The organism is Streptosporangium longisporum, assembly GCF_039534895.1.
Lineage (GTDB): Bacteria > Actinomycetota > Actinomycetes > Streptosporangiales > Streptosporangiaceae > Streptosporangium > Streptosporangium longisporum.
The window spans coordinates 181,510-203,498 of record NZ_BAAAWD010000013.1 but is presented as its reverse complement, the minus strand read 5'-3'; the positions used below and the strand labels follow the sequence as shown (position 1 = coordinate 203,498).

The 21,989-nt window shown below is 69.7% G+C and carries 14 protein-coding genes and 2 pseudogenes; 6 read left to right on the top strand and 10 right to left on the bottom strand.

The window, feature by feature from the left end; genetic code table 11:
- Window positions 1-294: 294 nt before the first annotated feature.
- Together ABD832_RS42275 and ABD832_RS42270 are read left to right on the top strand one after the other, a co-directional pair.
- Window positions 295-554, top strand: a pseudogene (locus ABD832_RS42275) (transposase); the annotation flags it as partial.
- 18 nt (window positions 555-572) lie between these two features.
- Entirely contained in the window at window positions 573-926 is a 354-nt protein-coding gene (locus ABD832_RS42270; RefSeq protein WP_413224816.1) for a transposase, read from the top strand.
- 217 nt (window positions 927-1,143) lie between these two features.
- On the opposite strand, the gene ABD832_RS23080 is transcribed toward ABD832_RS42270, so the two are convergent.
- Together ABD832_RS23080 and ABD832_RS23075 are read right to left on the bottom strand one after the other, a co-directional pair.
- Window positions 1,144-3,558, bottom strand: coding sequence for an ATP-binding protein (locus ABD832_RS23080; RefSeq protein ID WP_344898800.1), 2,415 nt, complete (start codon window positions 3,556-3,558; stop codon window positions 1,144-1,146).
- A complete protein-coding gene (locus ABD832_RS23075; RefSeq protein WP_344898798.1) occupies window positions 3,555-4,028 on the bottom strand; it encodes a hypothetical protein in 474 nt (157 codons plus the stop codon). The genes ABD832_RS23080 and ABD832_RS23075 overlap by 4 nt, the downstream gene beginning before the upstream one ends.
- Window positions 4,029-4,282: 254 nt before the next feature.
- Between ABD832_RS23075 and ABD832_RS23070 the strand changes: the two are divergent.
- Window positions 4,283-4,863, top strand: a pseudogene (locus tag ABD832_RS23070) (IS5 family transposase); the annotation flags it as partial.
- On the opposite strand, the gene ABD832_RS23065 reads toward ABD832_RS23070, so the two are convergent.
- From ABD832_RS23065 to ABD832_RS23040, 6 genes are all read right to left on the bottom strand, one after another.
- Complete coding sequence (locus ABD832_RS23065; protein WP_344898796.1) at window positions 4,863-5,435, bottom strand: TetR/AcrR family transcriptional regulator; 573 nt, start codon at window positions 5,433-5,435, stop codon at window positions 4,863-4,865. The pseudogene ABD832_RS23070 and the gene ABD832_RS23065 sit on opposite strands and share 1 nt — an antisense overlap.
- A 94-nt stretch (window positions 5,436-5,529) precedes the next feature.
- Entirely contained in the window at window positions 5,530-6,390 is an 861-nt protein-coding gene (locus ABD832_RS23060) for an alpha/beta fold hydrolase (RefSeq protein ID WP_344898794.1), read from the bottom strand.
- A 157-nt stretch (window positions 6,391-6,547) separates the two neighbouring features.
- Window positions 6,548-8,242, bottom strand: coding sequence for an amylo-alpha-1,6-glucosidase (locus ABD832_RS23055; protein WP_344898792.1), 1,695 nt, complete (start codon window positions 8,240-8,242; stop codon window positions 6,548-6,550).
- A gap of 33 nt (window positions 8,243-8,275) precedes the next feature.
- Window positions 8,276-9,094 (bottom strand): carbohydrate ABC transporter permease, encoded by an 819-nt coding sequence (locus ABD832_RS23050; protein ID WP_344898790.1) that lies wholly within the window; start codon window positions 9,092-9,094, stop codon window positions 8,276-8,278.
- Window positions 9,091-10,065 (bottom strand): carbohydrate ABC transporter permease, encoded by a 975-nt coding sequence (locus tag ABD832_RS23045; RefSeq protein ID WP_344898788.1) that lies wholly within the window; start codon window positions 10,063-10,065, stop codon window positions 9,091-9,093. The genes ABD832_RS23050 and ABD832_RS23045 overlap by 4 nt, the downstream gene beginning before the upstream one ends.
- Before the next feature lie 9 nt (window positions 10,066-10,074).
- Window positions 10,075-11,367 (bottom strand): sugar ABC transporter substrate-binding protein, encoded by a 1,293-nt coding sequence (locus tag ABD832_RS23040; RefSeq protein WP_344898786.1) that lies wholly within the window; start codon window positions 11,365-11,367, stop codon window positions 10,075-10,077.
- A gap of 293 nt (window positions 11,368-11,660) precedes the next feature.
- Here ABD832_RS23040 and ABD832_RS23035 point away from each other — a divergent pair, with 293 nt between their 5' ends.
- The gene (locus ABD832_RS23035; RefSeq protein ID WP_344898784.1) at window positions 11,661-12,689 is read left to right on the top strand and encodes a LacI family DNA-binding transcriptional regulator; all 1,029 of its coding nucleotides are present in this window, start codon (window positions 11,661-11,663) and stop codon (window positions 12,687-12,689) included.
- Between the two features lie 37 nt (window positions 12,690-12,726).
- On the opposite strand, the gene ABD832_RS23030 is transcribed toward ABD832_RS23035, so the two are convergent.
- Both ABD832_RS23030 and ABD832_RS23025 read right to left on the bottom strand, forming a co-directional pair.
- Entirely contained in the window at window positions 12,727-14,598 is a 1,872-nt protein-coding gene (locus ABD832_RS23030) for an RICIN domain-containing protein (protein ID WP_344898782.1), read from the bottom strand.
- A 938-nt stretch (window positions 14,599-15,536) separates the two neighbouring features.
- Window positions 15,537-16,910, bottom strand: a complete 1,374-nt coding sequence (locus ABD832_RS23025; RefSeq protein ID WP_344898780.1) for a hypothetical protein — start codon at window positions 16,908-16,910, stop codon at window positions 15,537-15,539.
- A 576-nt stretch (window positions 16,911-17,486) separates the two neighbouring features.
- Here ABD832_RS23025 and ABD832_RS23020 point away from each other — a divergent pair.
- Window positions 17,487-20,975 carry a DNA polymerase III subunit alpha gene (locus ABD832_RS23020; RefSeq protein WP_344898778.1) on the top strand — a complete coding sequence of 1,163 codons (3,489 nt, stop codon included), beginning with the start codon at window positions 17,487-17,489 and terminating at the stop codon, window positions 20,973-20,975.
- Between the two features lie 5 nt (window positions 20,976-20,980).
- Window positions 20,981-21,982, top strand: coding sequence for a DNA polymerase Y family protein (locus ABD832_RS23015; RefSeq protein ID WP_344898776.1), 1,002 nt, complete (start codon window positions 20,981-20,983; stop codon window positions 21,980-21,982).
- Window positions 21,983-21,989: the final 7 nt, after the last annotated feature.

The following is a 21,989-nucleotide window of genomic DNA, read 5'->3' as shown; positions in this document are numbered from 1 at the left end:
ACCGCTCCATTCCACCTTCCCTCCGCAGCACTCGGCAACAGTCACAGCAGCCTTAGTGAGTGTTTGATCCAAGGAGACGGTGAATCGCCCGATCCATTCGATAGCCCGCACGCCTGACTTGTGCGCTTTCGATGGATTCCGAAACGGAAGTCTTCGAGGAACAGGCCACCGAGGGTCGATCTCGTCCAGGAAAATCCTGTCTCATCCCAAAACGCGGCGCCCTGTTCTTACCTGCTGGTGAGGGATACCCATTGAGGTCTGGGCGGCTGATGTGCCGCACGGTACGCCGGAGACATGGCCGAGCTGCGACCCTACCCCAGCGACCTGTCCGACGCCCGCTGGACGCTCATCGAACCCGTGTTGAGTGCCTGGCGCGCCGATCGCAGAGGCAGAGGTCTGGACATCGGCCGCCCCCGCGAGCACGATCTGCGCGCCATCATGAACGCCATCGTCTACATCGACCGCACGGCATCCCCTGGCGCTGCCTGCCGCACGAGTACCCGCCCTGGCAGAGCGTCTACGGCTACTTCGCCCACTGGCAGAGCGACGGCGTCTTCAGCCAGCTCAGGGGCCTGCTGCGGTGCCTGGCCCGGGCCGCGCAAGGCCGCGATCCCGAACCGACCGCCTATGTCATCGACGCCCAAAGCGTCAAAACCTCGGCCAACGTGCCCGCCACCGGCCAGGGCTACGACGCGGGCAAGAAAATCGCCGGCCGCAAACGCAACATCGTTACTGACACCCTCGGCCTGCTGATCGCGGTCATGGTCACCGCCGCCAACTTCTCCGACGGCGCCCCCGGCCTGCCCCTGCTGATAGTCGCCCCGGCGACACCGATCAAGATCGAGTACGGGATGCCGACCATGGTGGATCCCATCGCGGGCCCTCGACCATGCGCGATAGATCACCACCGGCGCCGAGCAGGATGAATGCGAGGAACGAACGTTGGAAGGCAAGCGCAGAACCTGTCCGCAGAGGCACGAGTCGCGGCTGAAGCGCCATGAACGCGACGGTGCCCACGGCGGCGCAGGAGCCGGCCCGCCACCTTGCGTACACCATATGAACTGGACATGCCGACGGGATCCGCCATGATCACACCATCGCCAATCATCGCGGATAAAATAGCGGAGGCTCACGTTCATAGATTTAGCGGAACAGGAAGGCGATCTCCTCCAGTTTGGCGTTTTCTCCGCGTAGCACGGCATGCGGCAAGTCGTCGCACCATGACGTGAGAAAACGACCAGGATCCTCTTGCGAATGCCCGCAGTACGGGATCACAGGCGGTATATCCTTGCTCAACAGCACTCGCGTGGTCCTGATCTCCTCGACCAGGCCCAATTCCTGAAACAGCGTGAGCGCTTTCTGGAGGTGGCGGTGGGCCTCAGATGTTTCACCGGCTTCGCGGTACACGATACCGATGTTTCGCAGGGCTATGGCCTCCTGATAGGGGTCGCGGAGTGCGGCGAACAAAGCCGCTGCCTCCTTGCTCCAGTGGATGGCCGCATCATGATGGCAAATGCGGCAGCGTTTCATGTAAGCCACACCAAGGTTCAGGAAGATCATCGCCCTGTAGATGCGGGCTTCGATTTCCTCGGCCGCCTTGAGGGCCGAACATAGCTGCCAGATGATGTAGGAGTTATCGCTCATAGGACGCCAGTCGAGTAATGTCAGAGCGAAGATGATGCGGACGGAAATGATTTCGGTGGGCTCCTTCAGCCTCTCGAAGAGGCTGATGGCCTCCTTCAAGTTCCCCGCCGCTTCAGAATAATGTTTCTGCATGCGTTGAGCATTACCCAGGGCGGTGAGAGCCTGAGCCCGGCCTCGGAGGTCGTGAGTGACCTCACAGATGGACAAGTCGATCCGGTGACAGGACTCGGCGCTGGCATACCTGCCCATGCGAAAATAGGTGAGGCCGAGATTGTGCTTGATTTTCCCTTTCATGGCGAGGTTCGAGTCGGCCTTGGTGATAGCGAGCGCCTGCTCCAAATACTTTATCGATGCTACGTAGTCGCGCGCGACTCGGTGGGCGTTGCCTAGATTCGCTGCGGCGGTGGCCTGCTGCAGGGGCCCGAGTCTGGTCGCGGCGTCCAGGGCTCGCGTCTGAGCGGCGATCCCATCCTTTACGAGGTAACGGAACTCGATGTACCCGGCCAGACCGGTGGCCAGTGAATACGCTTCAAGCCATCGGCCGGAGTCGTGGGCAGCGACAACGGCGGCGAAAAGATTGGGGTACTCGGTGTCCAGCCAGGACAGGGCCTGTTCTAGAGAGGAGAATCGTTCTCCTTGGATCTCGTTCAGCCACTGCGCCGCCGAAGCGGTGACCTGCTGATAGTGCTGCAGGAGCCGCTCTGTCGAGACATCTCGCTCGGATTCACCGTCCTCAGCGGCCAGTCGTTCCCGGGCGTAGTCTCGCATAAGATCATGGAATCGATACCTTCCGGTCGTCGAACTGTCCTCGATCAGATGCGCGCTACGCAGCCTAGCCAGTCCCCTGCGCGCATGCGGCAGCTCGAACCGGGTGAGTACCGCCGCAGATTCGATCCCGAATTCATTTCCTGGAACGAGGGCCAGAAACCGGAACAACCGGGCCTGATCAGAGGGGAGATGCTGATAAGAAAGGTTGAACGTCGCCCGTACCGCGATTTCGTTCTCAGCGTCGAAGTAACACATCTCCTCCAGACGTGAATCAGTTCTGATCAGATCGGCGACCATCTCCGCTGGCGATCGGGTCGGCGTATCGGCCAGCAGGGCGGCGATTATCCTCAGCGCCAGCGGAAGCCGGCCGCACAATTCAACGATTTTTTTCGCATAATCAGGGTGGTCGCCGATGCGGGTGTCACCCGGGCAGATCATCTCCACAGAGCGCTGGATGAGCGTTATTCCGTCCTGAAGTGTCAGAGACTTCAACTCCAAACGGCGTGCATCCAGCATACTCAGCTTGTGACGAGAGGTGATGATCGCCGCATTGGTGCCGTCGGTCGGCAGTAATGGTTTGACCTGCTCATGTGTGGAGGCATTGTCGATTACGAGCAGGATCCGTCGACCTTTCTCGGCGTAGGCGGTCAGCACGGAGGCGAATAGGCGGGCCCGATCCTGGGTGTCCAAGGGAATGTGCTCGCTGGGGATGCCCAAAGCGCGTAGCCACCCATTCAGTGCCCCGCCGGGGTCAAGACGCCGGATGGTGTCGTAGCCGAACAGATTGACGAACAGCACCCCACCGGGAAACCAGCCTCGCTGTAGGGCGGTGCGGGCAGCCTGGAGTGCCAGTTCAGTCTTGCCGATGCCGCCCATACCGTCGACCGAGGCGACCATCACTGCTGGCAGCACAGACGCGGCGGATTGGTCGGCGGTGGGAGGCCGGTGCTCAGGTGCAACTGATTTCACGCAATCCAGCAATGCCCGCAGATCATCGGCGCGGCCGACGAATGCCGGAGAAACCGATGGTAGACCCGACAGCGCCGGAGCGATCCGTGATGGCAGGCACACGGTGACATTGCGGCCTTGGATGACTGTGGAGAAGGAGATCTCGGCATCGATCCAGTTGGAGCTGTCATTCGTCATCGGGATTCCTGACCGTCGGGGGAGACGGGCGGGTCCCTTGGCAAGGCGGCGAAGTCGGCGCCGTTGATGTCACGGCCCTGGACGACGAAACTGCGGGAGACGCGACGGCTGATCTCGTTGCGAACCTCGCCGGACGAGTAGGGGGCTTCCGATGGGGCAGGCGATGCCATGGGGATAGACCGCGAAGGATCGAAGTCGATGTACCGGGCCTGAAAGACGGAGCTGTCGTCGACTTCGCCGGCGATCGTGTTGAGCACTGCGCCCGAGGCAGGTGAGGCAACGGTCTCATCGGATGCTTGAATCACCGCCGTACGGCGGGAGGTGACCACCTGATATAACGCAATCGCAAGACCGGTCAGGGCGATGAACACCCCGATGGCGCTGCTCAGCTTGTCGGCTTTCTCCAGGCCTACACGTGTGAAGTAGACGGCCAGCGTGGCTGCGGCTGCGGCGAACGTGATGCCGCCCACCCACTTCAGAAGGAGCGACCATCTCTGAACACATCTTGGCATAGATTAATCATGCATTATGCAAGGGGTACGTTGCATGGTCACCGGGGCATCCGACTGGCGCTCAATCGAGGCCGCGGGCCAGGAATACGGATTGAAACAAGAGGGGTTGTCATAGGAACTCCCAACAGAATGAGGTTGACCGCTTCTGCGTGCATGATCGGTCGTTGGACAGGGTGTGAGGAAGGGGCAGCAGCTTCCCTGGATCGTGTCGGATGAGTTTTTGGCAGCGGATCGAGTCGTTGCTTCCCAAGGTCGAGCGTCGCTATCGACATCCTGGTCGCAAACGGATCGACGACCGCAAAGCGTTGTGCGGGATCTTGTTCGTGCTCTACACCGCGATCCCGTGGGAGTTCCTGCCCCAGGAACTGGGGTTCGGATCAGGCATGACCTGCTGGCGACGTCTGCGCGACCGGCACCAAGCCGGCGTCTGGGACCGCCTGCACCAGATGCTGCTGGCCGAGCTGCATGCTGCCGACCAGCTGAACTGGTCCAAGGCGGTGATCGACAACTCTCAGATCGGAGCAATGAAGGGCGGTCCAAAAACGGTCCGAGCCCGGTTGATCGAGGCAGGGCCGGCTCCAAGCACCACGTGATCTGCGACGGGAACGGCATCCCGCTCGTGGTCGGCCTCGGCGGTGGCAACCGTAACGACATTCTGCAGCTCATCCCACTGATCGAGGCGATCCCACCGGTCCGCGGCAAGGTCGGCCGTCCCCGCCGAAAGCCCAGCAGGCTGTACGCCGACCGCGCCCATGACCACGACCGCTACCGATGCCAACTTCGCAACAGGGGCTAGGCACGATCGGGTGCGATGCCGCGCAGGAACACCGCGCGCAGCTCGGCGGCGGCCTCGGCCCAGCCGGGCACGTTCGACATCGGCTGGGCGAGCATCGCCCCGAAACGCACCACGGTGCCCGCGTTCACGTCCGCGCGGACCGAGCCGTCCCGATGGCCGCGTTCGAGGATGGCGCCCATGGTCTGCTGCATGCGCGCGCGCAGCTCGGCGGACTCGGTACCCTCGGTCATGGGCGCCCCGTGGAGCGGGAGCACCAGTTCGTCGCGATGGGCGAAGGTCTGACGCAGGAACCGGCCGATCGAGTCGTGGCCGGTGTCACCTGACCTCAGCGCGTCCTCGGCCTCGGCCAGGATCAGGCGGTAGGCGCGGACCGCCATCGCCTCCAGCAGCGCCTCCCGGTTCGGGTAGCGGCGGTAGAGCGTCCCGATCCCGACTCCCGCCTCGGCCGCGATCTGCTCCAGCGGAACGAACCTGCCCTCGGCCAGCCCCGCGCGCACGGCCGCGGCGATCAGCCGCTCGGCGTTCTCCGCCGCGTCCTTCCGGAGCTTGCGCGGCCGCGTGGGGGTCATGAAAACGCACTCTACGCGAGCGGGAGCGCCTCACGCGCGGCCGATCCGACGATCGAGGAGGCGCCGGACGAGGGGATCGGGCCCGCCGGCCGGGTCAGCCGTCGAAGAAGTCTCCCAGGGCCGCGGCGAGCGCGTCCGGGGCCTCCTCGGCCACGTGGTGGCCGGAGTCGATCCCGTGGCCACGGAGGTCGGCGGCCCAGTCCCGCCAGATCTCCAGCGGGTCGCCGTAGAGGTCCTCCAGGTCGTCGCGCAGGGACCACAGGGCCAGGACGGGGCACCGCAGCCGCACGCCGGCGGCCCGGTCGGCCTCCTCGTGGCGCAGGTCGACGGTGAGGCCGGCCCGGTAGTCCTCCAGCATGGCCCGTACCACGTCGGGATTCCCGGTGGCCGCGCGGAACTCGTCGTGGTTCTCCCGGCCCATGCTCTCCGGGTCGCCGTGGTACCAGGCGACGGGGTCGGCGTTGATGACGCGTTCCGGGATGTCCGGCTGCGCGAAGAAGAACCAGTGCCACCACTGCGTCGCGAACGTCACGGTGATGCGGGACAGGTGCTCGCTGAGGGGCAGGCAGTCGATGAACGCCGCCCGGGAGACCGCGCCGGGGTGGTCCAGGGCGAGGCGGAGCGCCACGGCGCCGCCCCGGTCGTGTCCGGCGAGGGCGAAGCGGGTGTGTCCCAGGGAGCGCATCACCGCCGCCAGGTCGTTCGCGACGGCGCGCTTGGAGTGCGCGGAGTGGTCGGCGGCCGGTGCCGGGCCGCGCGAGCGGCCGTATCCGCGCAGGTCGGGGCAGACGACCGTGAAGCCGCGCTCGACCAGCCGGGGGGCGACGCGATGCCATGTCGCGGAGGTGCGGGGGTGACCGTGCAGCAGCAGCACCGGTGGCCCCTCCCCGCCGTGGCGGACGAAGACGGACGCGTCCTCGACCTGGACGAGCTCTTGCGTGAAGCCTTCGAACATCGCCTCGGCCTCTCCCCGGGGTCGGGGGCCGGCGGTCGCCGGCCCGTGGCGTTCGCCACGGCGTGAACATACCGGGAAATCGCCCCCCGATCGTCCCGCGAGGAGGGACCTGCCCGGTACGGCACCGGGACGAGGACCCGGCCGGCCCGCCCGCGGGTCATGACGTGCGGCGCAGGTGGGCTGCGGCCAGGATGAGATACGCGCTGGCCGTCCAGGTGTAGGCGCGATCACGCAGCCCCGTCCCGGTGCGGGCGTCGAAGTTCTCCGCGAATCCCGACTTCTCGCACAGGGCGCGGAACCGGGCGCTGATCTCGTCGGCGAGGACGGTCTGGCCGGCCCGGCGCAGGCCGTCCTCGATGAGGACCGTCGAGGGGGCCCAGATCGGGCCTCGCCAGTAGCCGTCGTCCCGGTAGTGCGGTGAGGCCGGCAGCTCGGTGGCGAGCCCGTACTCGGTCAGGTGGGTTGTGATCCTGTCGGCCAGGGCCGTCCGGACGTGCTGGGGCAACTCCTCGCCCAGCACGATCGGCATCAGGTCGAGCAGGCTGTCGCTGGTCCAGGTCCGGTGCGAACTCGCGCTCCGGGTGACGAAGCGGTCGTCGCGCCACAGCCGGTCGAGCATCGCCGTACCCATCCGGTCGGCCGCCTGCGACCAGCGGGCCGCCTCCGCGGGCAGGGAGAGGCCGCCTGCCAGGCGGGCGAGCGTGCGCATCTGGAGGATCAGGAACGACGCCAGGTCGGCCGTCTCGACGACGCGTTCGGGCGCGAACGTGGTCGCGTTGTCCCATCCGCTGTCGTTGCCGTGCTGGTAGTGGGCCAGTTCGTGGCCGGGCACGCGCCGCGCGACGAGCCAGAAGACGGTCCACCGTTCGAGCAGGCGGTAGACGCGGGCTCGTTCCGGTCCCGGCAGCGGCGGGAGGTGGCGCAGGACCCAGCCGTGGATGGGGGGCTTGACGAAGTTGTACAGGATCTCCGAGTGGGTGACCGAGTCGGGCAGTGCGCCGCCGGCCTCCTGGTGGTCGAAGGGCAGGTGGAACTGGTCCCAGGCCAAGGCGGGCAGGCCCTCGGCGAGGGCGATGGCGTTGAAGCAGTGGTCCCAGCTCCACACCTTGTCCATCCAGTGCTTGGACATCAGCACCGCGGTGCGGGTGACGAACCCCGCGGGGCGTACGGTGGCCGACCACAGCACGTAGACGGCCAGTTCGGCCGCGGGGGTGCGGTCGTCGCGCCAGGGGGCCACGGTGTCGAGGTGGTCCTCGAAGTCGCGCCGGGCCGCGGCGGCCACCTGCTCGAAGTCGTGCCCGCCGGTGTACGGGACGCGGGCGGTCTCGAACTCCTCGATGGCGATCTCCCACGTGTCCCGGTCCCCGGTGACCACGACACCCCGCTCGGCGGTGCCGAGTTCCTGCGCGCCCAGGTGTTCGGTGAACCGCCCGGCCAGGAGCGTGACGCGGTAGCGGCGCCCGGTCTGGTAGACGGTGAAGACCGCGGACCCGTCCCGGGGGTCCCGGAAGAAGTAGGGGCCGCTGAACGGCGTCAGGGTCGGGTCGGCGGCCAGCAGCCGCAGGTCGACCCCGTGCCCGCGCACCCGCACGGTGTCGGTGTCCTCGTAGGCGAGGTCGATCCGTCCCGGCGCGCAGTCCCAGATGAGCCGGTGCGGGGTGGCGGTGACGATGCCGTCGGCGCTGGGGACCAGCCGCAGGACGGGGTGCATGCCGGTCTGGTGGGAGACCAGGTGGACGTCCCGGGCGTAGGTGTTCTCGCCGATGACCGGCGAGAAGCCGAACCAGGAGCCGCGGAAGCTGAACGGGATCTCCCGCAGGGAGAACACCGGGCCGGTGACGGCGGCGGTCATGAAGGGACGGTCCTTTCGTGCGGTGGAGCCCGGTCAGTTCTTGACGGCGCCCGCGGTCACGCCGGCGGTGACGTAGCGCTGTGCGACGACGAGGAGCGCGACCGCGGGTATCGACGCGACGACGGCGGTGGCCATGATCGCGTTCCACTGCTGGTTGTTGTTGCCGATGTAGCGGTAGATGCCCAGGGTGATCGGCTGATGGTCTCCTCCGCCGTCCAGCGTGCCGGCGAAGACGAAGTCCGACCACGCCCACAGGAACGCGAACAGCGACACCGTGATGATCGCGTTGCGGCTGACCGGCAGGACGATCGACCAGAAGGTGCGCGCGACTCCGGCGCCGTCGACCCGGGCGGCCTGGAGGAGTTCGTGCGGGATGCCGGACATGAACGTGGTGAGGACGAGGACGGCGAAGGGGACCGCGAGGGTGGAGTCGGCCACGATCAGCCCGGGGAGCGTGTTGAGCACGCCGAGGTTGAGGTACACGGCGTAGAAGCCCATCGCCATGATGATCCCGGGGATCATCTGGGCGATCAGCAGCACGAAGCTCAGCGCGCCACCGCCGCGCGGGCGCAGCCTGGCCAGCGAGTACGCCGCCGGGGCCGCGACCGCCAGGGTCAGCAGCACCGTCCCCAGCCCGACCACCAGGCTGACGCCCAGGTAGGGGAGCTGCTGGTCGAGGACCGCGCGGTAGCCGTCCAGGGTGGCGTCCACGGGGAACCACGACGGCGGGCTCCTGCGCATGTCGCGGTCCCGGGTGAGCGACACGTTGATCATCCAGTAGACCGGGAACAGCATCACGCCGGTCAGCGCGAGCCCGGCCACGGTCTTCCACCGGCGGCGCGGGGATCTCATGACAGGTCCTGCCTTCGCTGGAGGCGGACGTAGAGCAACCCGAAGACCAGTGCCGTCGCGATCAGGATGTTGCCGACCGCGGCTCCGGGGCCGAAGGCCGGCACCGGGTTCCCGAAACCCAGCCGGTAGGACCAGGTGGACAGGGTCGTGGAGGAGCCGCTCGGCCCGCCCTTGGTCATGATCCAGATGATGTCGAACACCTTCAGCGTGTAGACCAGCCCGAGCAGCAGCGTGATCGCCGAGACCGGTCGCAGCAGGGGGAGGGTCACGCTCCAGAACCGCCGGTGGGCCGACGCGCCGTCCAGGGCGGCGGCCTCGTACACGGAGGGGTCGATCGACTGGAGACCGGAGTAGAGGATCACCAGGTTGAACGGGACACCGATCCAGACGTTGGCGGCGATCACCGACCACAGCGACCAGTCCGGCGAGGTCAGCCAGTTGACCGGGCCCGCCCCGAACGCGCCGAGCAGCGCGTTGACCACGCCGGAGTCGCTGTTGAGCATCCAGGCCCAGGTCGAGGACGACACGATCAGCGGCAGCAGCCACGGCACCAGGAACAGGGCGCGCAACGTCGCCGACAGCGGGAAGCTCGTGACGAAGAACAGGGCCAGGGCGAGTCCGACGGTGAACTGGAAGGCCAGCGACACCACGGTGAACACCACGGTCTGCCACAGCGCGGGCCCGAACATGGCGTCCCCGATCACTTCGAGGTAGTTGGCGAACCCGATGAAGGGTGCGTCCCCCCGGACGAACGAGCGCACCGTGTAGTCGCGCAGGCTCAGCTCCACGTTGCGGAACAGGGGATAGGCGTAGAACACCAGGAGGTAGACGACGATCGGTGCCAGGAAGCCCCAGGCCGCCCACCGGTCCGGCCTCCGTGGAACCGCCTTCCGGTGGCCCGGCCCGTCCGGGGCGAGACCGGCGCCGGCGGGGGCCGGGCGCGGGACGGGCGCCTGGGCGATTCGGCTCACGGTGCGGGCCTACCGGATCGCGGCCGCGGCCGCGGCCTGCGCGTCGGCCATCGCCCGCTCGGGGGTCTTGGCCCCGCTCAGCGCCGCCTGCACCGCGCCCCACATCGGCTCGGAGATCTTCGGATACCTGGTGCCGAGGTCGTCGCCGGTACGGCCCTTGGCCGCCTTGACGGCCTTGACCCAGACCGCGAGCTCGGGGTTCTCCCTGCTCTGCCGGGTCTGGACCTGCTCGGTGGGCGCGATGTACGACAGCGCCGTCGCCGTGGCGAAGGAGTTGCCGGGACCGGTCAGGCACGTCACCAGCTTCTGCGAGGTGGCGTAGCGCGCCGTGTCCTGCTGGACGGGGACGCTGACGAACTCACCGCCCGTGGGCGCCGCGGCGGTTCCGCCGTCCTTGGCCGGCACCGGGATGACGCCGTACGCGAAGCCGGTCTCCTTGGCGTTGGCCAGTTGCCAGGTGCCGTTCTCGGCGAAGGCGTACTCGCCGGTGGCGAACTCCTGCCAGCTGGTGGTCTGCGTGTTGTCGATGACCGAGTTCGGGGCGAGTCCCTTCTTCAGCCAGCCGGTCCACAGCGCCACCGCCGACACGCCCTGCGGCGAGTCGAGCCTGGACAGCTGCGCGCCCGAACCCCAGAACCAGGGCAGGAACTGGAAGCTGCCCTCTTCGGTGCCGATGGCGGAGAACGTGATGCCCTTCTTGCCCGCCGCCTTGACCTTCTCCAGGGCCGCGGTCAGCGAGGCCCAGTCCGTGACGGAGGCGATGTCCACCCCCGCCTTGTCGAGCACCGCCTTGTTGTAGTAGAGCGCCAGGGTGTTGGCGCCGATCGGGACGCCGTAGATGTCGCCGCCGCTCTGCCCGGCCGCGAGGAGGTTGGGCGAGATCGCGGAGACGTCGAGCCTGTTCTCCGCGGTGGTGGTGAGCACGCCGGCCTCGGCGAGCGTCGACACCACCGGGTTGTCGACGACGAGCACGTCGGGGGCGTTTCCCTGCTGCGCGGCGAGCAGCGCCTTGTTGGTCAGGTCGGTGGTGTCGTAGCCCGTGCGTTCGATCGTCACGCCGGCCTGGGTGCCGCAGGTGTCCAGCAGCTTCACCCAGCCGGAGGTCCCGTCGTACTGCGGGTAGGGGTCCCAGACGGTGTACGTTCCGCCGCCCGCCCGGCCGGGGGTTCCCGTGGCGCCGGTGGGGGAGGTGGCCGAACAGCCGGCCAGGCAGCCGGCGGCAGGGAGGGCCAGGAGGGCCAGACCCGCGCCGAGGGTGCGCCTGCCCGGTCTCGCTGATCCCGCTGATCTCGGTGCCGACATGGCTCCGGCCGTCCTTTCGGGGGGCAGGGGATGGGGGGACGTTCGTCGTTCGCGTCGTCGGTGTCGTTCCGGCCTTTGCCGACCGGCGTCACGCGCCTGTTTCCGCTCGATGCCGGACCCGTTTATCGAATCGGTTCGACTGAACCTAGAGCGATGTGGCGGGCGCGTCAATGGGTCATCCGGGATCTCCTCACCCGCGGGACCGTTCTTACCGGTCGGACCGTGATGCTCCAGGCGAACCGGTTCCCCCTACCATGGGAAAGCGTCGTAGCCACGTCCGCTGAGGAGTGCCGGTGAACATCGGGGAGATCGCCAAGCGGTCGGGTGTGTCCCGCAGCACGGTGTCGTACGCGTTGAGCGGCAAACGACCGGTGGCGGAGGCGACCCGGCGGCGGATCCAGACGGTCATCGACGAGCTCGGCTACCGCCCCAACGCCGCGGCCAGAGCGCTCAAGGAGGGCAGGACACGCACCATCGGGCTGGTCATCCCCCCGGCCGCCCAGCGCCTCACCGACGTCCAGCTGGGCTTCGTGGCCAGCGTGGTCGACGCCGCCGCGCGCGCCGACCTCGACGTGCTGCTCTCGCCGTCCGGGGGGGAGCACGACCGCTCGTTCGAGCGCGTGGTCACCGGAGCCCGCGTCGACGGGGTCGTCCTCATGGAGATCCGGCTGGAGGACGCCCGGGTCACCCGCCTGACAGAGGTCGGGCTGCCGTTCGTCGGCATCGGCCACACCAGCCGGCCCGAGGAGATGACCTGGGTGGACATCGACTACGAGACGTTGATAGCCCGCTGTGTAGGCCATCTGGCGGACCTGGGCCATCGTCACATCGCCCTGGTCAACCGCTCGGCCGAGCTGGTCGCCGCCGGGTACGGCCCCGGCCACCGGGCGCAGCTCGGCTTCAGCCGCGCCGTCGCCGAGCGCGGCCTGCAGGGCGTGCAGGTCTGCTGCGCCGACGACGCCCAGGCGGGACGGGCCTGCGTCGAGAAGCTCCTGGTGACCCACCCCGAGCTGACCGCCATCGCCACCCTCAACGAGGCCGCCATGCCCGGCATGCACCGCGCGCTGGCGGACGCCCATCTCGCGGTGCCCGGCGACTTCTCGCTCACCGGGGTCGCCGCCCGGCACTGGGCGGAGAACCTGCACCCACCGCTCACCGCGGCCGACATCCTGGCCGACGAGCTGGGCGCGCAGGCCGTCGAGCTGCTCATCCAGCGCATCGCCGACCCCGGCCTGCCGCACCGCCAGCTGCTCACCGCCCCGCCGATCTCGCTGCGCGAGTCGACCGGGCCGGCGCGTCCCCGCGTCGGCCCCGCCGCCTGATCCCCGGGCACCGCGCCGCTCCCGCGTGCCGGGCGGGTCAGCTCCTGGTCCATCTCTGGCTGCTGGTGCCGGTGCAGGACCACAGCTGCGCCTTGGTGCCGTTGGCGGTCCCGAAGTTGCTCGCCTCCAGGCACAGGCCGGACTGCACGCCGGTGATCGTGCCGTCGGCGTTGACGTTCCACTGCTGGTTGGTGCCGCCGTTGCAGTCCCAGATGATCACCCGGGTGCCGTTGGCGGTGCCCTGGCCGTAGGCGTCCAGGCACTTGCCGCCGTACACCTGCAACTGCTTGGAGGGGGTGAGGGTCCACTGCTGGTTGGTGCCGCTCCCGCAGTCCCACAGCTGGAGCTGGGTGCCGTTGGCGGTGGTCGCGCCGGGCACGTCCAGGCACCGGCCGGCGTTGACGTTGCGCAGCACCGACGTCGGCCCGCCGGGGCCGGAGGAGGGGGGCAGCAGCGTGACGGTGTAGGAGTCGTCGACGGCGGTGTGCGGCAGGTTGACCGTCGTGCCGTTGCCGGACAGGGTCACCACGGAGTCCTGGACGGTGACCGGAGCCGCGACGGCGCCGCCGCCGTTGTAGGGGATGCGCTCGGCGACGACCCGCACCCGGTTGTTCTCCACGATGCCGCTCGTGGCGTCCAGGCGCCGCAGGCCGACGGCGATGTTGCCGGTCGTGGTGCCGCCGCCGACCAGTATCCTGGCCGATCCGGCGGCCTTGGTGGCGAACGCGTCGTAGGAGGCGCTGGGGGTGACGGACACGATCTGGCCGGTCTGCGAGCCGTAGAAGCGGTAGGCCCACCATTCGCCCTTCGGCTGGTACTGGCCCGCCGAGTTGCGCACGAGCAGGTTGCCGAGGTCGTTGTGCAGGTTGCCGCCGCCCGCCCAGTTGGCGCGCAGGCCGTCGGCGCCGGCCCGCTCCAGGCGGGCGATGTACCAGGCCCCGTCGGCGGGGTTCTGCTCGTTGGAGGCCCCGTACTCGTTGATCTGGTAGGGCCGCGGGTGGGCGATGCCACGGGAGTTCAGCGTGGTGTCGGCCGCCGCCACGTTGGCCACCGGGTCGCCCGGCAGCGAGTGCCAGCTGATGATGTCGGGCACCACGTTGTTGGCCTTGACGTAGTCCAGGTACTGGTTCCAGAAGGCGTGGCCGGTGGACGGCACGCACGCGCAGCTCGGCCCGACGATGAGATGCGCCGGGAACGCGGCCCGGACGCGCTGGTAGGTGCGCCGCCACAGCTCCAGGTACTGGGACTGGGGACGGTTCCAGAACAGCGTGATGTTGGGCTCGTTCCACAGGTCCCACTGCACCGGGACGCCGGTGGCCCGCACGTCGTCGATCAGGCGGGTGAGGAAGGCGTCGTAGTCCGTCCAGTTGCCGTTGTCGCCGGGGAAGCGCGAGATCGGGTAGCCGTCGGCACCCCACAGGTCGTGGACGAGCAGGATGAACTCCCCGCCCAGGGACCGGGTGCGCAGCAGCTGGGCGCGGGTGGCGTTCCACCGGCGGTCGTACCTGCCCGACACCCAGCCCCCCGGGGCGTCGAGCTGTGCCCCACCGGCCCGCATGTACCGGAACTTCACGTCGGTGAAGAAGTGGTCGGGCGGGCCCGACGCGTTCTCGGTCATGCCGTAGATCCAGCCGGAGGCCCGGTGGGTGGGAGTGCCGCCACCGGCGGAGAAGTCGACGGCGATGGACTGGTCGGCGGCCTGGGCCGGGGTCGCGGACGTCACGACCGGGCCCACGACGAGGGCGCCGACGGCGAGAAAGGCGGCGATCCCGCGACGGCCTCGGTGCCGCCTGCCGGGCGTGACGTCCGCACCCGTGTCCCCGGGCGCGCGGGGGCGGGGTGGACGGGCCGGTGGTGGTGCAGCAGGACGCCGCGGCCGGATCCGGCGGATGATGTCGCCGATGTTCATCGTGGACTCTCCTCACTCATGGGTGCTGCGTGCACGTGAGTGGAACGGCTTCGTGGGGGTGCGAGGGGCGCGAACGGCGCGAGAACCAGGATGTCCGACGCCGGGTCGAACCGATTCGACCGCAGCCTAGAACTCGCCGTCAGTGATGTCAATGACGTGTGTCAGGGGGGTGAACGTGTGGTTTCGAGCGCTTTCCGTCCTGTCCCAGGCCCGGCGCGGTGGCAGGGCCGCACCGGGCGTCACCTTCCGTGATCGTGGGACATCGACCGTGGAACGGCGGCCGGCCGGTGCCGCGGACGGGGTTCTCCGCGCCGTTCCGGCGATGACGCTCAGGCCCGGGTCCACTTCCGGCCGGTGCGTCCGCGGCAGGTCGCGGGACGGCCCCGGTGCCGTTCCCGGCGCCGTGACGGGCTGCGCGGTGATTCCTCTTCGGGGGCGTGGTCGGATGATGCCTCCCCCTCAGGCAGGTGACGCCCTCCTGAGGGGGAGGCCGTCGTCGGGCAGGGAGGGACGCGACGGTGGTCGGCCGTGCTCCGGCTCCGGGCCTCGCTTCTCATTACGTTCGAAATTCCGGTGTTCGTCAAGACCTTAAGCCCGCTTATTTCATCATCCGCACACCGGAGATCCGGCCATGGTCAGCCATTTTGCTGTGTGAACAGGGATGATTCGGATCATCGCGTATGTCCGTGCCGACCGACCTCGAATGAATCCTTCATATGAGTCTTACTCATCGAGTGACGTGGCCCTGATCGGGTGCGGCGCTCTGCCGGTTCCCTGCCCGCCGGGATGCCGGTGCGGGGTGATGTCGCGACGGCATCGGCCGCCGCGACATCACCGGGGAAGTCCACCGGATCTCCGTCGTCCGGGGCTTCGGTCACGCTGCGGCGAGTGCGTTCGAAGGGGCCGCGCGGCGCCGCGCACCGGGCTCCCGTCAGGGGTCAGCCGTCGAGGCGGCACCCGTCGCCGGTGCGACCGTTGTCGCACCGGTTGAGCTGGAGGCTGTCGAGCAGGTAGGCGAAGTTCTGGCCGGACGGGCTGACCACCGACAGCTGCACGGTGGCCGCCCCGCCGGGTGCGACCGCGGACACCGAGTACTCCTGCCAGCTCGACGACAACGCGTAGGGGGAGCTGTCACCGGTCGATATCAGGGTGTTGGAGAAGGTGTACCAGGACAGGCGCAGCTTGACGTTGCCGGAGGTCGGGGTGGTCAGCCGGGCGAAGAACCTGTAGCGCTGCCCGGCCGTCACCGCGGGCCTGCGGGTGACCGACACGAACCCGTCGGCGTAGGACTGGACGTTCATCGTCAGCGAGCGCCGGCCGTCGTAGTAACGGGCCGAGGTCGCCCCGTCGGGGCCCGGCGGGGTGACCTGCGTCCAGCCGCCCCCGGAGACGGTGAAACCCGAAGGGTTCCCGTACGGTGCCTGCGACTCGATCGTGCGCTCCTGGGCGGTCAGCAGATCGTTGCTGTAGCCCACGTCGCAACATGTCGGCACGGTGAAGCGTGACCAGGCCGCGAGGTTGAGCCGGCGCGGGTCGGGGTGGCTGGAGGTGTGGAACAGCGCCGGGAGCTCGCTCGGGTCGTAGTAGGTGTTGAACTCCTGGTCGACCTGCCAGTCGTTGTACTGGCTGGTCATCACGTCGTTGATCGAGAGGGTGTCCGCCACCTCGCTGACCTTGGCGTGGTCGACGTCGTACAGGTGGATCAGCTCGTGCATCATGGTGCCGCTGTCCCACTCGTCGGAGGTCGCCACGCAGACGCCGCCGCAGTGCGCGGTCGCCGTCCCGTCGAAGTCCTCGAACACCACGTACGTGCGGCCGGCGTTGTCGTACCCCGCCGCCTCCAGGTCGTCGGCGACGATGCCGGGACCGGTCTCGCCCGGGACGTCGGCGGCCTCGATCTTCTCGGGCACCACCAGCGCGCGGGCGTAACCGGGGTAGGTGCCGGTGTCGTGCCCGGTCCGGCAGCTCAGCTTGATGTGCTGGTCATGGTCGGTCGACTCGTCGAGCAGCCAGTCCATCCTGTCGACGATCTTGGCGATCCGCTCGGCGTAGGCCTCGTAGTTGTTCCCGTTGCCCTCGTGCCAGGCGTAGATCACCTGGACCGCCGGGACGCTGCCGGCGGCGTTCGCGGGATCCGGCAGCGTCGTGGTGCACCCCCTCCGGGGAACGTTCGCGTCGGCCGGCTGGGCGTAGGGCGCGGCCGGTTCCGTGCCGATGGGGTTGAAGTCGGCGCGTGCGGGAGTGACCGTCGCCAACGCGACGACACCCGCCACGACCATGGCTGTACCGAAACGGTTCAGCTTCGACGGCAAAAGAGCTCCTTGTGTAGGCGACTAATACGACAAGGAGATTAATCGCGATATATGACGTTCTTTAGAGTTAATTATTAAATTCGTACTATATAAATATGAATTTATTTATTTTCGACACGTCAGGAGTTTTATGCCCTGTATGGAGGTGAAAAGCAGGGTTAAGAGGTGAAAGTGATTTTTCGAGAGGTTTCCGTGACGTGGGCGATCCTGCCATGAAAAAGGTGAACGACCAGGTCGGGGCGGTCGTCACGGAAATCCGTGCGAGCTGAGAGGGGGCCGCTCGGGACGACGGCGAGGGTGCGTGATATCGGGAGGAACGAGATGCCGGGGGAGTTACGGAGGGCCGAAGTCTCCGCGTCGGAATCGGAGGGCGACGGGCCCCCCTCCCGCCGGGAAGGTGACGGGTCCCGGCCCCGGTCCACGACGAGCGCGTGGCGGAAACCCGGACTTTCGCGGCGTGTCGGACGGCGTGTTCCGGTGAAGGGCGGCACATACTGATCGAACACGTATTCGATGCGGGATGTGCTCCCCGGGCCCGCCGTCACACCGGGAGGGCTCATGCCGGGGGGTGGGTTCGTGCATCTCCACGTCGCGTCCGGGTTCTCCGCCCGCTATGGGGCCTCCCACCCGCAGGACCTGGTACGCGCCGCGGCGGACCTCGGCATGGAGGCGCTCGCGCTGACCGACCGGGACACGGTGACCGGAGCCGTCCGTCACGCGAAGGCGTGCATGAGGGCCGGGGTACGCCCGATCCTCGGCGTGGATCTCGCCGTCGCCGCGCAGATCCCCGCGCCCGCGGCCCGTACGGCCCGTACACCGGTCCGCGGCGGCGCCCGGGTGACGGAGCCGCCGTTGCGGATCACCGTGCTGGCCCGCTCCGCCACCGGGTGGGGACGGCTGTGCCGCCTGGTCTCCGCCGCGCACGCGAACCCGGCCGGCGGCTTCCCCCTCGCCTCCTGGGACGCTCTGCGCGCGTACCTGGGCAAGGACCTGTCGGTGCTGCTCGGCCCGGCCTCGGAGCCGGTGCGCGCGCTCACGGCGGGACGGCCCGACATCGCCGAGAGGCTCCTGGCGTCGTGGCGGGAGGTCGCCGGCGAGGGCCTGTGGCTGGAGGTGGTCACGTACGGGCTGCCGGGCCTGGGAGCGGGCTCGTTGCGACTGGCGGCGCACACGCTCACGCTCGGCGACCGGCTCGGCATACCGGTCGTGGCGACGAACGCGGTCCGCTACGAGCGGCGCGAACAGCACCGGCTCGCCGACGTGCTGGACGCCGCCCGGCTGCTACGGCCCATCCCGTTCCAGGCGGGCCGGCTGGACCCGGGGGAGCGGTACCTGAAGTCCGGAGCGGAGATGGCCGAGGCCGCCGAGCGGGTGGCCGCCTGCGCGAGCGCCGCCGCCGGCCGGGGACGCCGGTTGATCGAGGAGACGCTGCGGGCCGCCCGGCAGTGCGCCGTGGACCCGGTACGCGATCTCGGCCTGGGACGCCCGCACCTTCCCGAGCCTCACGTCGTCGGCGCAGGCACCGGCGCGGGAGACGGGATGCGGCTGCTGCGGCAGCGGTGCGCGGCGGGCATGGCCGCCCGCGGTCTCGACGGCGACCCGCGGGCCGTGAAGCGGCTGGAGGACGAGCTGGGGGTCATCGCCACGCTGCGCCACGAGGCGTACTTCCTGGCCGTCGCGCAGGTGGTGGCCGACACGCGAGCCATCGGCGTGCGGGTCGCGGCCCGCGGCTCGGGGGCCGGATCCATGGTCAACCACGCGCTGTTCGTCGCGACCGCCAACCCGCTGGAGCACGGGCTGTTGTTCGAGCGGTTCCTGTCCGAGCGGCGCACCACGCTGCCGGACATCGACCTCGACGTGGAGTCCGCGCGCCGCCTGGACGTCTACGACACGATCTTCGAGCGGTTCGGGCCCGAGCGGGTGGCGGTCACCGGGACGGTCGAGACCTACCGGGCCCGCCACGCCCTGCGTGACACCGGCCTGGCCCTCGGGATCGGCCCGCGGACGATCGACCGGATCGCCACGTCGTTCCCCCGCATCCGCGCCGGTGACATCCGCGCCTGCCTCGCCGAGCTGCCCGAGCTGCGCCACCTCGCCGCCGAGGCGAACCGGTTCGGGCCGCTGTGGAGGCTCGCGGAGGGCCTGGACGCGCTGCCGCGCGGGTTCGCCATGCACCCGTGCGGGGTGATCCTCTCCGGCGCCGGCCTGCTGGACCGGCTGGCGGTGCAGCCCGCCCCGGGCGGCGCGTACCCGACCGTCCAGGCCGACAAGCACGACGTCGAGGACCTGGGCCTGCTGAAGCTGGACGTACTGGGGGTGCGGATGCAGTCGGCGATGGCGCACGCCGTCGCCGAGATCCGCCGCACCACCGGCCGGCACGTCGACCTGGACGACCCCGGCCACGTCGACCTCGGTGACGCGGCGACCTTCGAGCTGATCCGCCGCGGATCGGTGCTGGGCTGCTTCCAGCTCGAAAGCCCGGGACAGCAGGATCTGATCGCCCGGCTGCAGCCGCGGACCATGCGGGACGTCATCGCCGACATCTCGCTGTTCCGGCCGGGCCCGGTCGCCGGTGGGATGCCCGCCCGCTTCATCGCCGCACGCCACGGTCACGAGCCGCCGCGCTGTCCCCACCCCGACCTGAGGCCGATCGTGGACGACACCTACGGGGTGGTCATCTGGCACGAGCAGATCATCGCGATCCTGGCCGTGATGACCGGCTGCGACCGCGCGGCCGCCGATGTCGCCCGCCGTGCCCTCGCCGACCCCGGGCGTCTGGCCGGGGTCGGGACCTGGTTCCGCGCCCGCGCGGCCGAGCGCGGGTACGGCCGGGCCGTCGCCGAGGAGGTCTGGGCGATCGTCCGCGAGTTCGGCGCCTACGGCTTCTGCCGGGCCCACGCGGTCGCGTTCGCGGTGCCCGCGGTGCAGTCGGCCTGGCTCAAGACACACCACCCGGCGGCCTTCTACGCGGGCCTGTTCGAGCACGACCCCGGGATGTGGGCGCCCCGCGTCCTGATCCACGACGCCCGGCGCCACGGCGTCCGGATCCTGCCGGTCGACGTCAACGCCTCCCGCCCGTCCCACAGCGTGGAGAGGACGGACGGCGGCTGGGGCGTACGGCTGGCCCTGTCCATGGTGCGCGGCATCACCGGCCCCGAGAGCGCCCGCATCGCCGAAGGGCGGCCTTTCGGCTCGCTGCGGGACCTGTGGCTGCGGGCCCGCCCGTCCCTGCCGCTGGCCCAGCGCCTCATCCGGATCGGCGCCCTCGACGCCCTGTGCGGCGAGGCGAGCAGACGCGACCTGCTGCTCCAGGCCGCCGAACTGCACCGCCACCGCCGCCACCGCCGCCACCGCACCGGCACGAGCACCGGCACGAGCACCGGTACGGACGGTCAGTTGCCGCTCGGCGACGAGCTCGCCGGTGCCCGGGCGAGCGGATTGGCGGAGATGACCGGCCGCGAGAGCCTGGGCGCCGAACTGGACGTGTTGTCCGCCGACGTCGGCCGTCATCTGCTCACCCACCATCACTGCCTGCTCGCCGAACTCGGCGCCACCGACGCCCGGCACCTGCGGACGATGCACGCCGGCCGGCCGGTGCTCGTCGCCGGCGTGCGCGCCGCCACCCAGACCCCGCCCGTCCCGTCGGGAAAACGCGTGATCTTCGTGACGCTGGAGGACGACTCGGGCATGGTCGACGTGGTCTTCTTCGACGACAGCCACCCGGCATGCGCGCGGACGATCTTCCATTCCGGGCTGCTGCTGGTCCGCGGCACGGTCGCGCGCCGCGGCGACCGCCGCACGGTGGTCGGCCAGGTGGCCTGGGACCTCGAGGAAGTGGCGGCGGCCCGCCGGGACGCGGGCCCGCAGGCCGCCCTGGAACTCCTCGGCCGCACCGAGCCCGCACCCACCCCCGCGCACGACGGCACCGCGGCACCCGCCGAGCGGACCCTGCCCGACGGGACGGCCGGTGCCCGCCTTCACCCGTGGAGTGATCTCCAGGTCGCGGGGAGCCGCTCGGCGGACCTGCGACGCCTCGCGCACCGCGGTGCCGGGTCCGCGGGGTGAGCGCCGTGCCCGCGCCCCGGAGCATCCTTCGCGTCCACCTGCACGGCATCGGCCCCGGTGATCGGCACCTCTACGAGATGGCGCTCACGCTGCTCGGCGACGTCACCCCGCTCGTCCAGGCCCTGCCTCCCGATGCCGCCGACCTCGACGTCACGGGTGCCCACAGGTACTTCGACGCCGAGGCCGGGCGTTCGGACCTGGCCCACCTCGTACGCCTGCGCCTGGCCGCCCATGCCGGCCTGCGGGCCACGATAGGCGCGGGATGCACCCCCATGATCGCCGCCATGGCGGCCGCCGCCACCGCCCCCGGCGACGTCACCGTCATCGCGCCCGAGCCCGAGGCCGTCGCCGCCTTCCTCGGCCCACGGCCGGTGGCCGACCTGCCCGGCGTGGGCCCCGCGACGGCCGGCACCCTGGCGGGCTACGGCATCCACCGCATCGGCGACCTCCTCCGGGTGCCCCCGCACACCCTGCGGCGCATCCTCGGCAGGGCCGCCGCGCTGACGCTGTCCGAGCGCGCCCGGGGCCATGACCCCCGGCCCGTTCGTCCCGCGGCCCCGCCCACGTCGACGGGCTGCGCGCACGGCTTCCCCCATGACGAGCTCGATCCGCGCGCGCACCGGCGGGCCCTGCTGGACCTCGTCGAACGGCTCGGCCTGCGGCTGCGCACGACCCGGCAAGTCGCCACGCGGCTCGCGCTGAGCGTCACCTACGCCGACGGCACGAGCACCCACCGCTCGCGCACCCTGGACGAGCCCACCGCGCACACCCCCGCCCTCGCCGCCTGCGCCTACGACCTGCACGCCCGGCTCGGCCTCCAGCGTGCCCGTGTCCGCGCCGTCGCGGTGCGCGCCGAGCAGCTCATGGACGAGGAGCACGCCGTACGACAGCTCGTCCTCGATCCGGGCGACGACAGGCGCCGCCGCATCGAGCAGGCCGCGGACCGGGCACGTGCCCGCTTCGGCGCGGACGCCGTCCGCCCCGCGACGCTGGCGCGACCGCGCTGAGAAGGCC

Coding starts and splice junctions, on each gene's coding strand:
- ABD832_RS23080 (WP_344898800.1), bottom strand. CDS start 3,558: ATGACGAATGACAGCTCCAACTGGATCGATGCCGAGATCTCCTTCTCC.
- ABD832_RS23065 (WP_344898796.1), bottom strand. CDS start 5,435: ATGACCCCCACGCGGCCGCGCAAGCTCCGGAAGGACGCGGCGGAGAAC.
- ABD832_RS23060 (WP_344898794.1), bottom strand. CDS start 6,390: ATGTTCGAAGGCTTCACGCAAGAGCTCGTCCAGGTCGAGGACGCGTCC.
- ABD832_RS23055 (WP_344898792.1), bottom strand. CDS start 8,242: ATGACCGCCGCCGTCACCGGCCCGGTGTTCTCCCTGCGGGAGATCCCG.
- ABD832_RS23050 (WP_344898790.1), bottom strand. CDS start 9,094: ATGAGATCCCCGCGCCGCCGGTGGAAGACCGTGGCCGGGCTCGCGCTG.
- ABD832_RS23040 (WP_344898786.1), bottom strand. CDS start 11,367: ATGTCGGCACCGAGATCAGCGGGATCAGCGAGACCGGGCAGGCGCACC.
- ABD832_RS23030 (WP_344898782.1), bottom strand. CDS start 14,598: ATGAACATCGGCGACATCATCCGCCGGATCCGGCCGCGGCGTCCTGCT.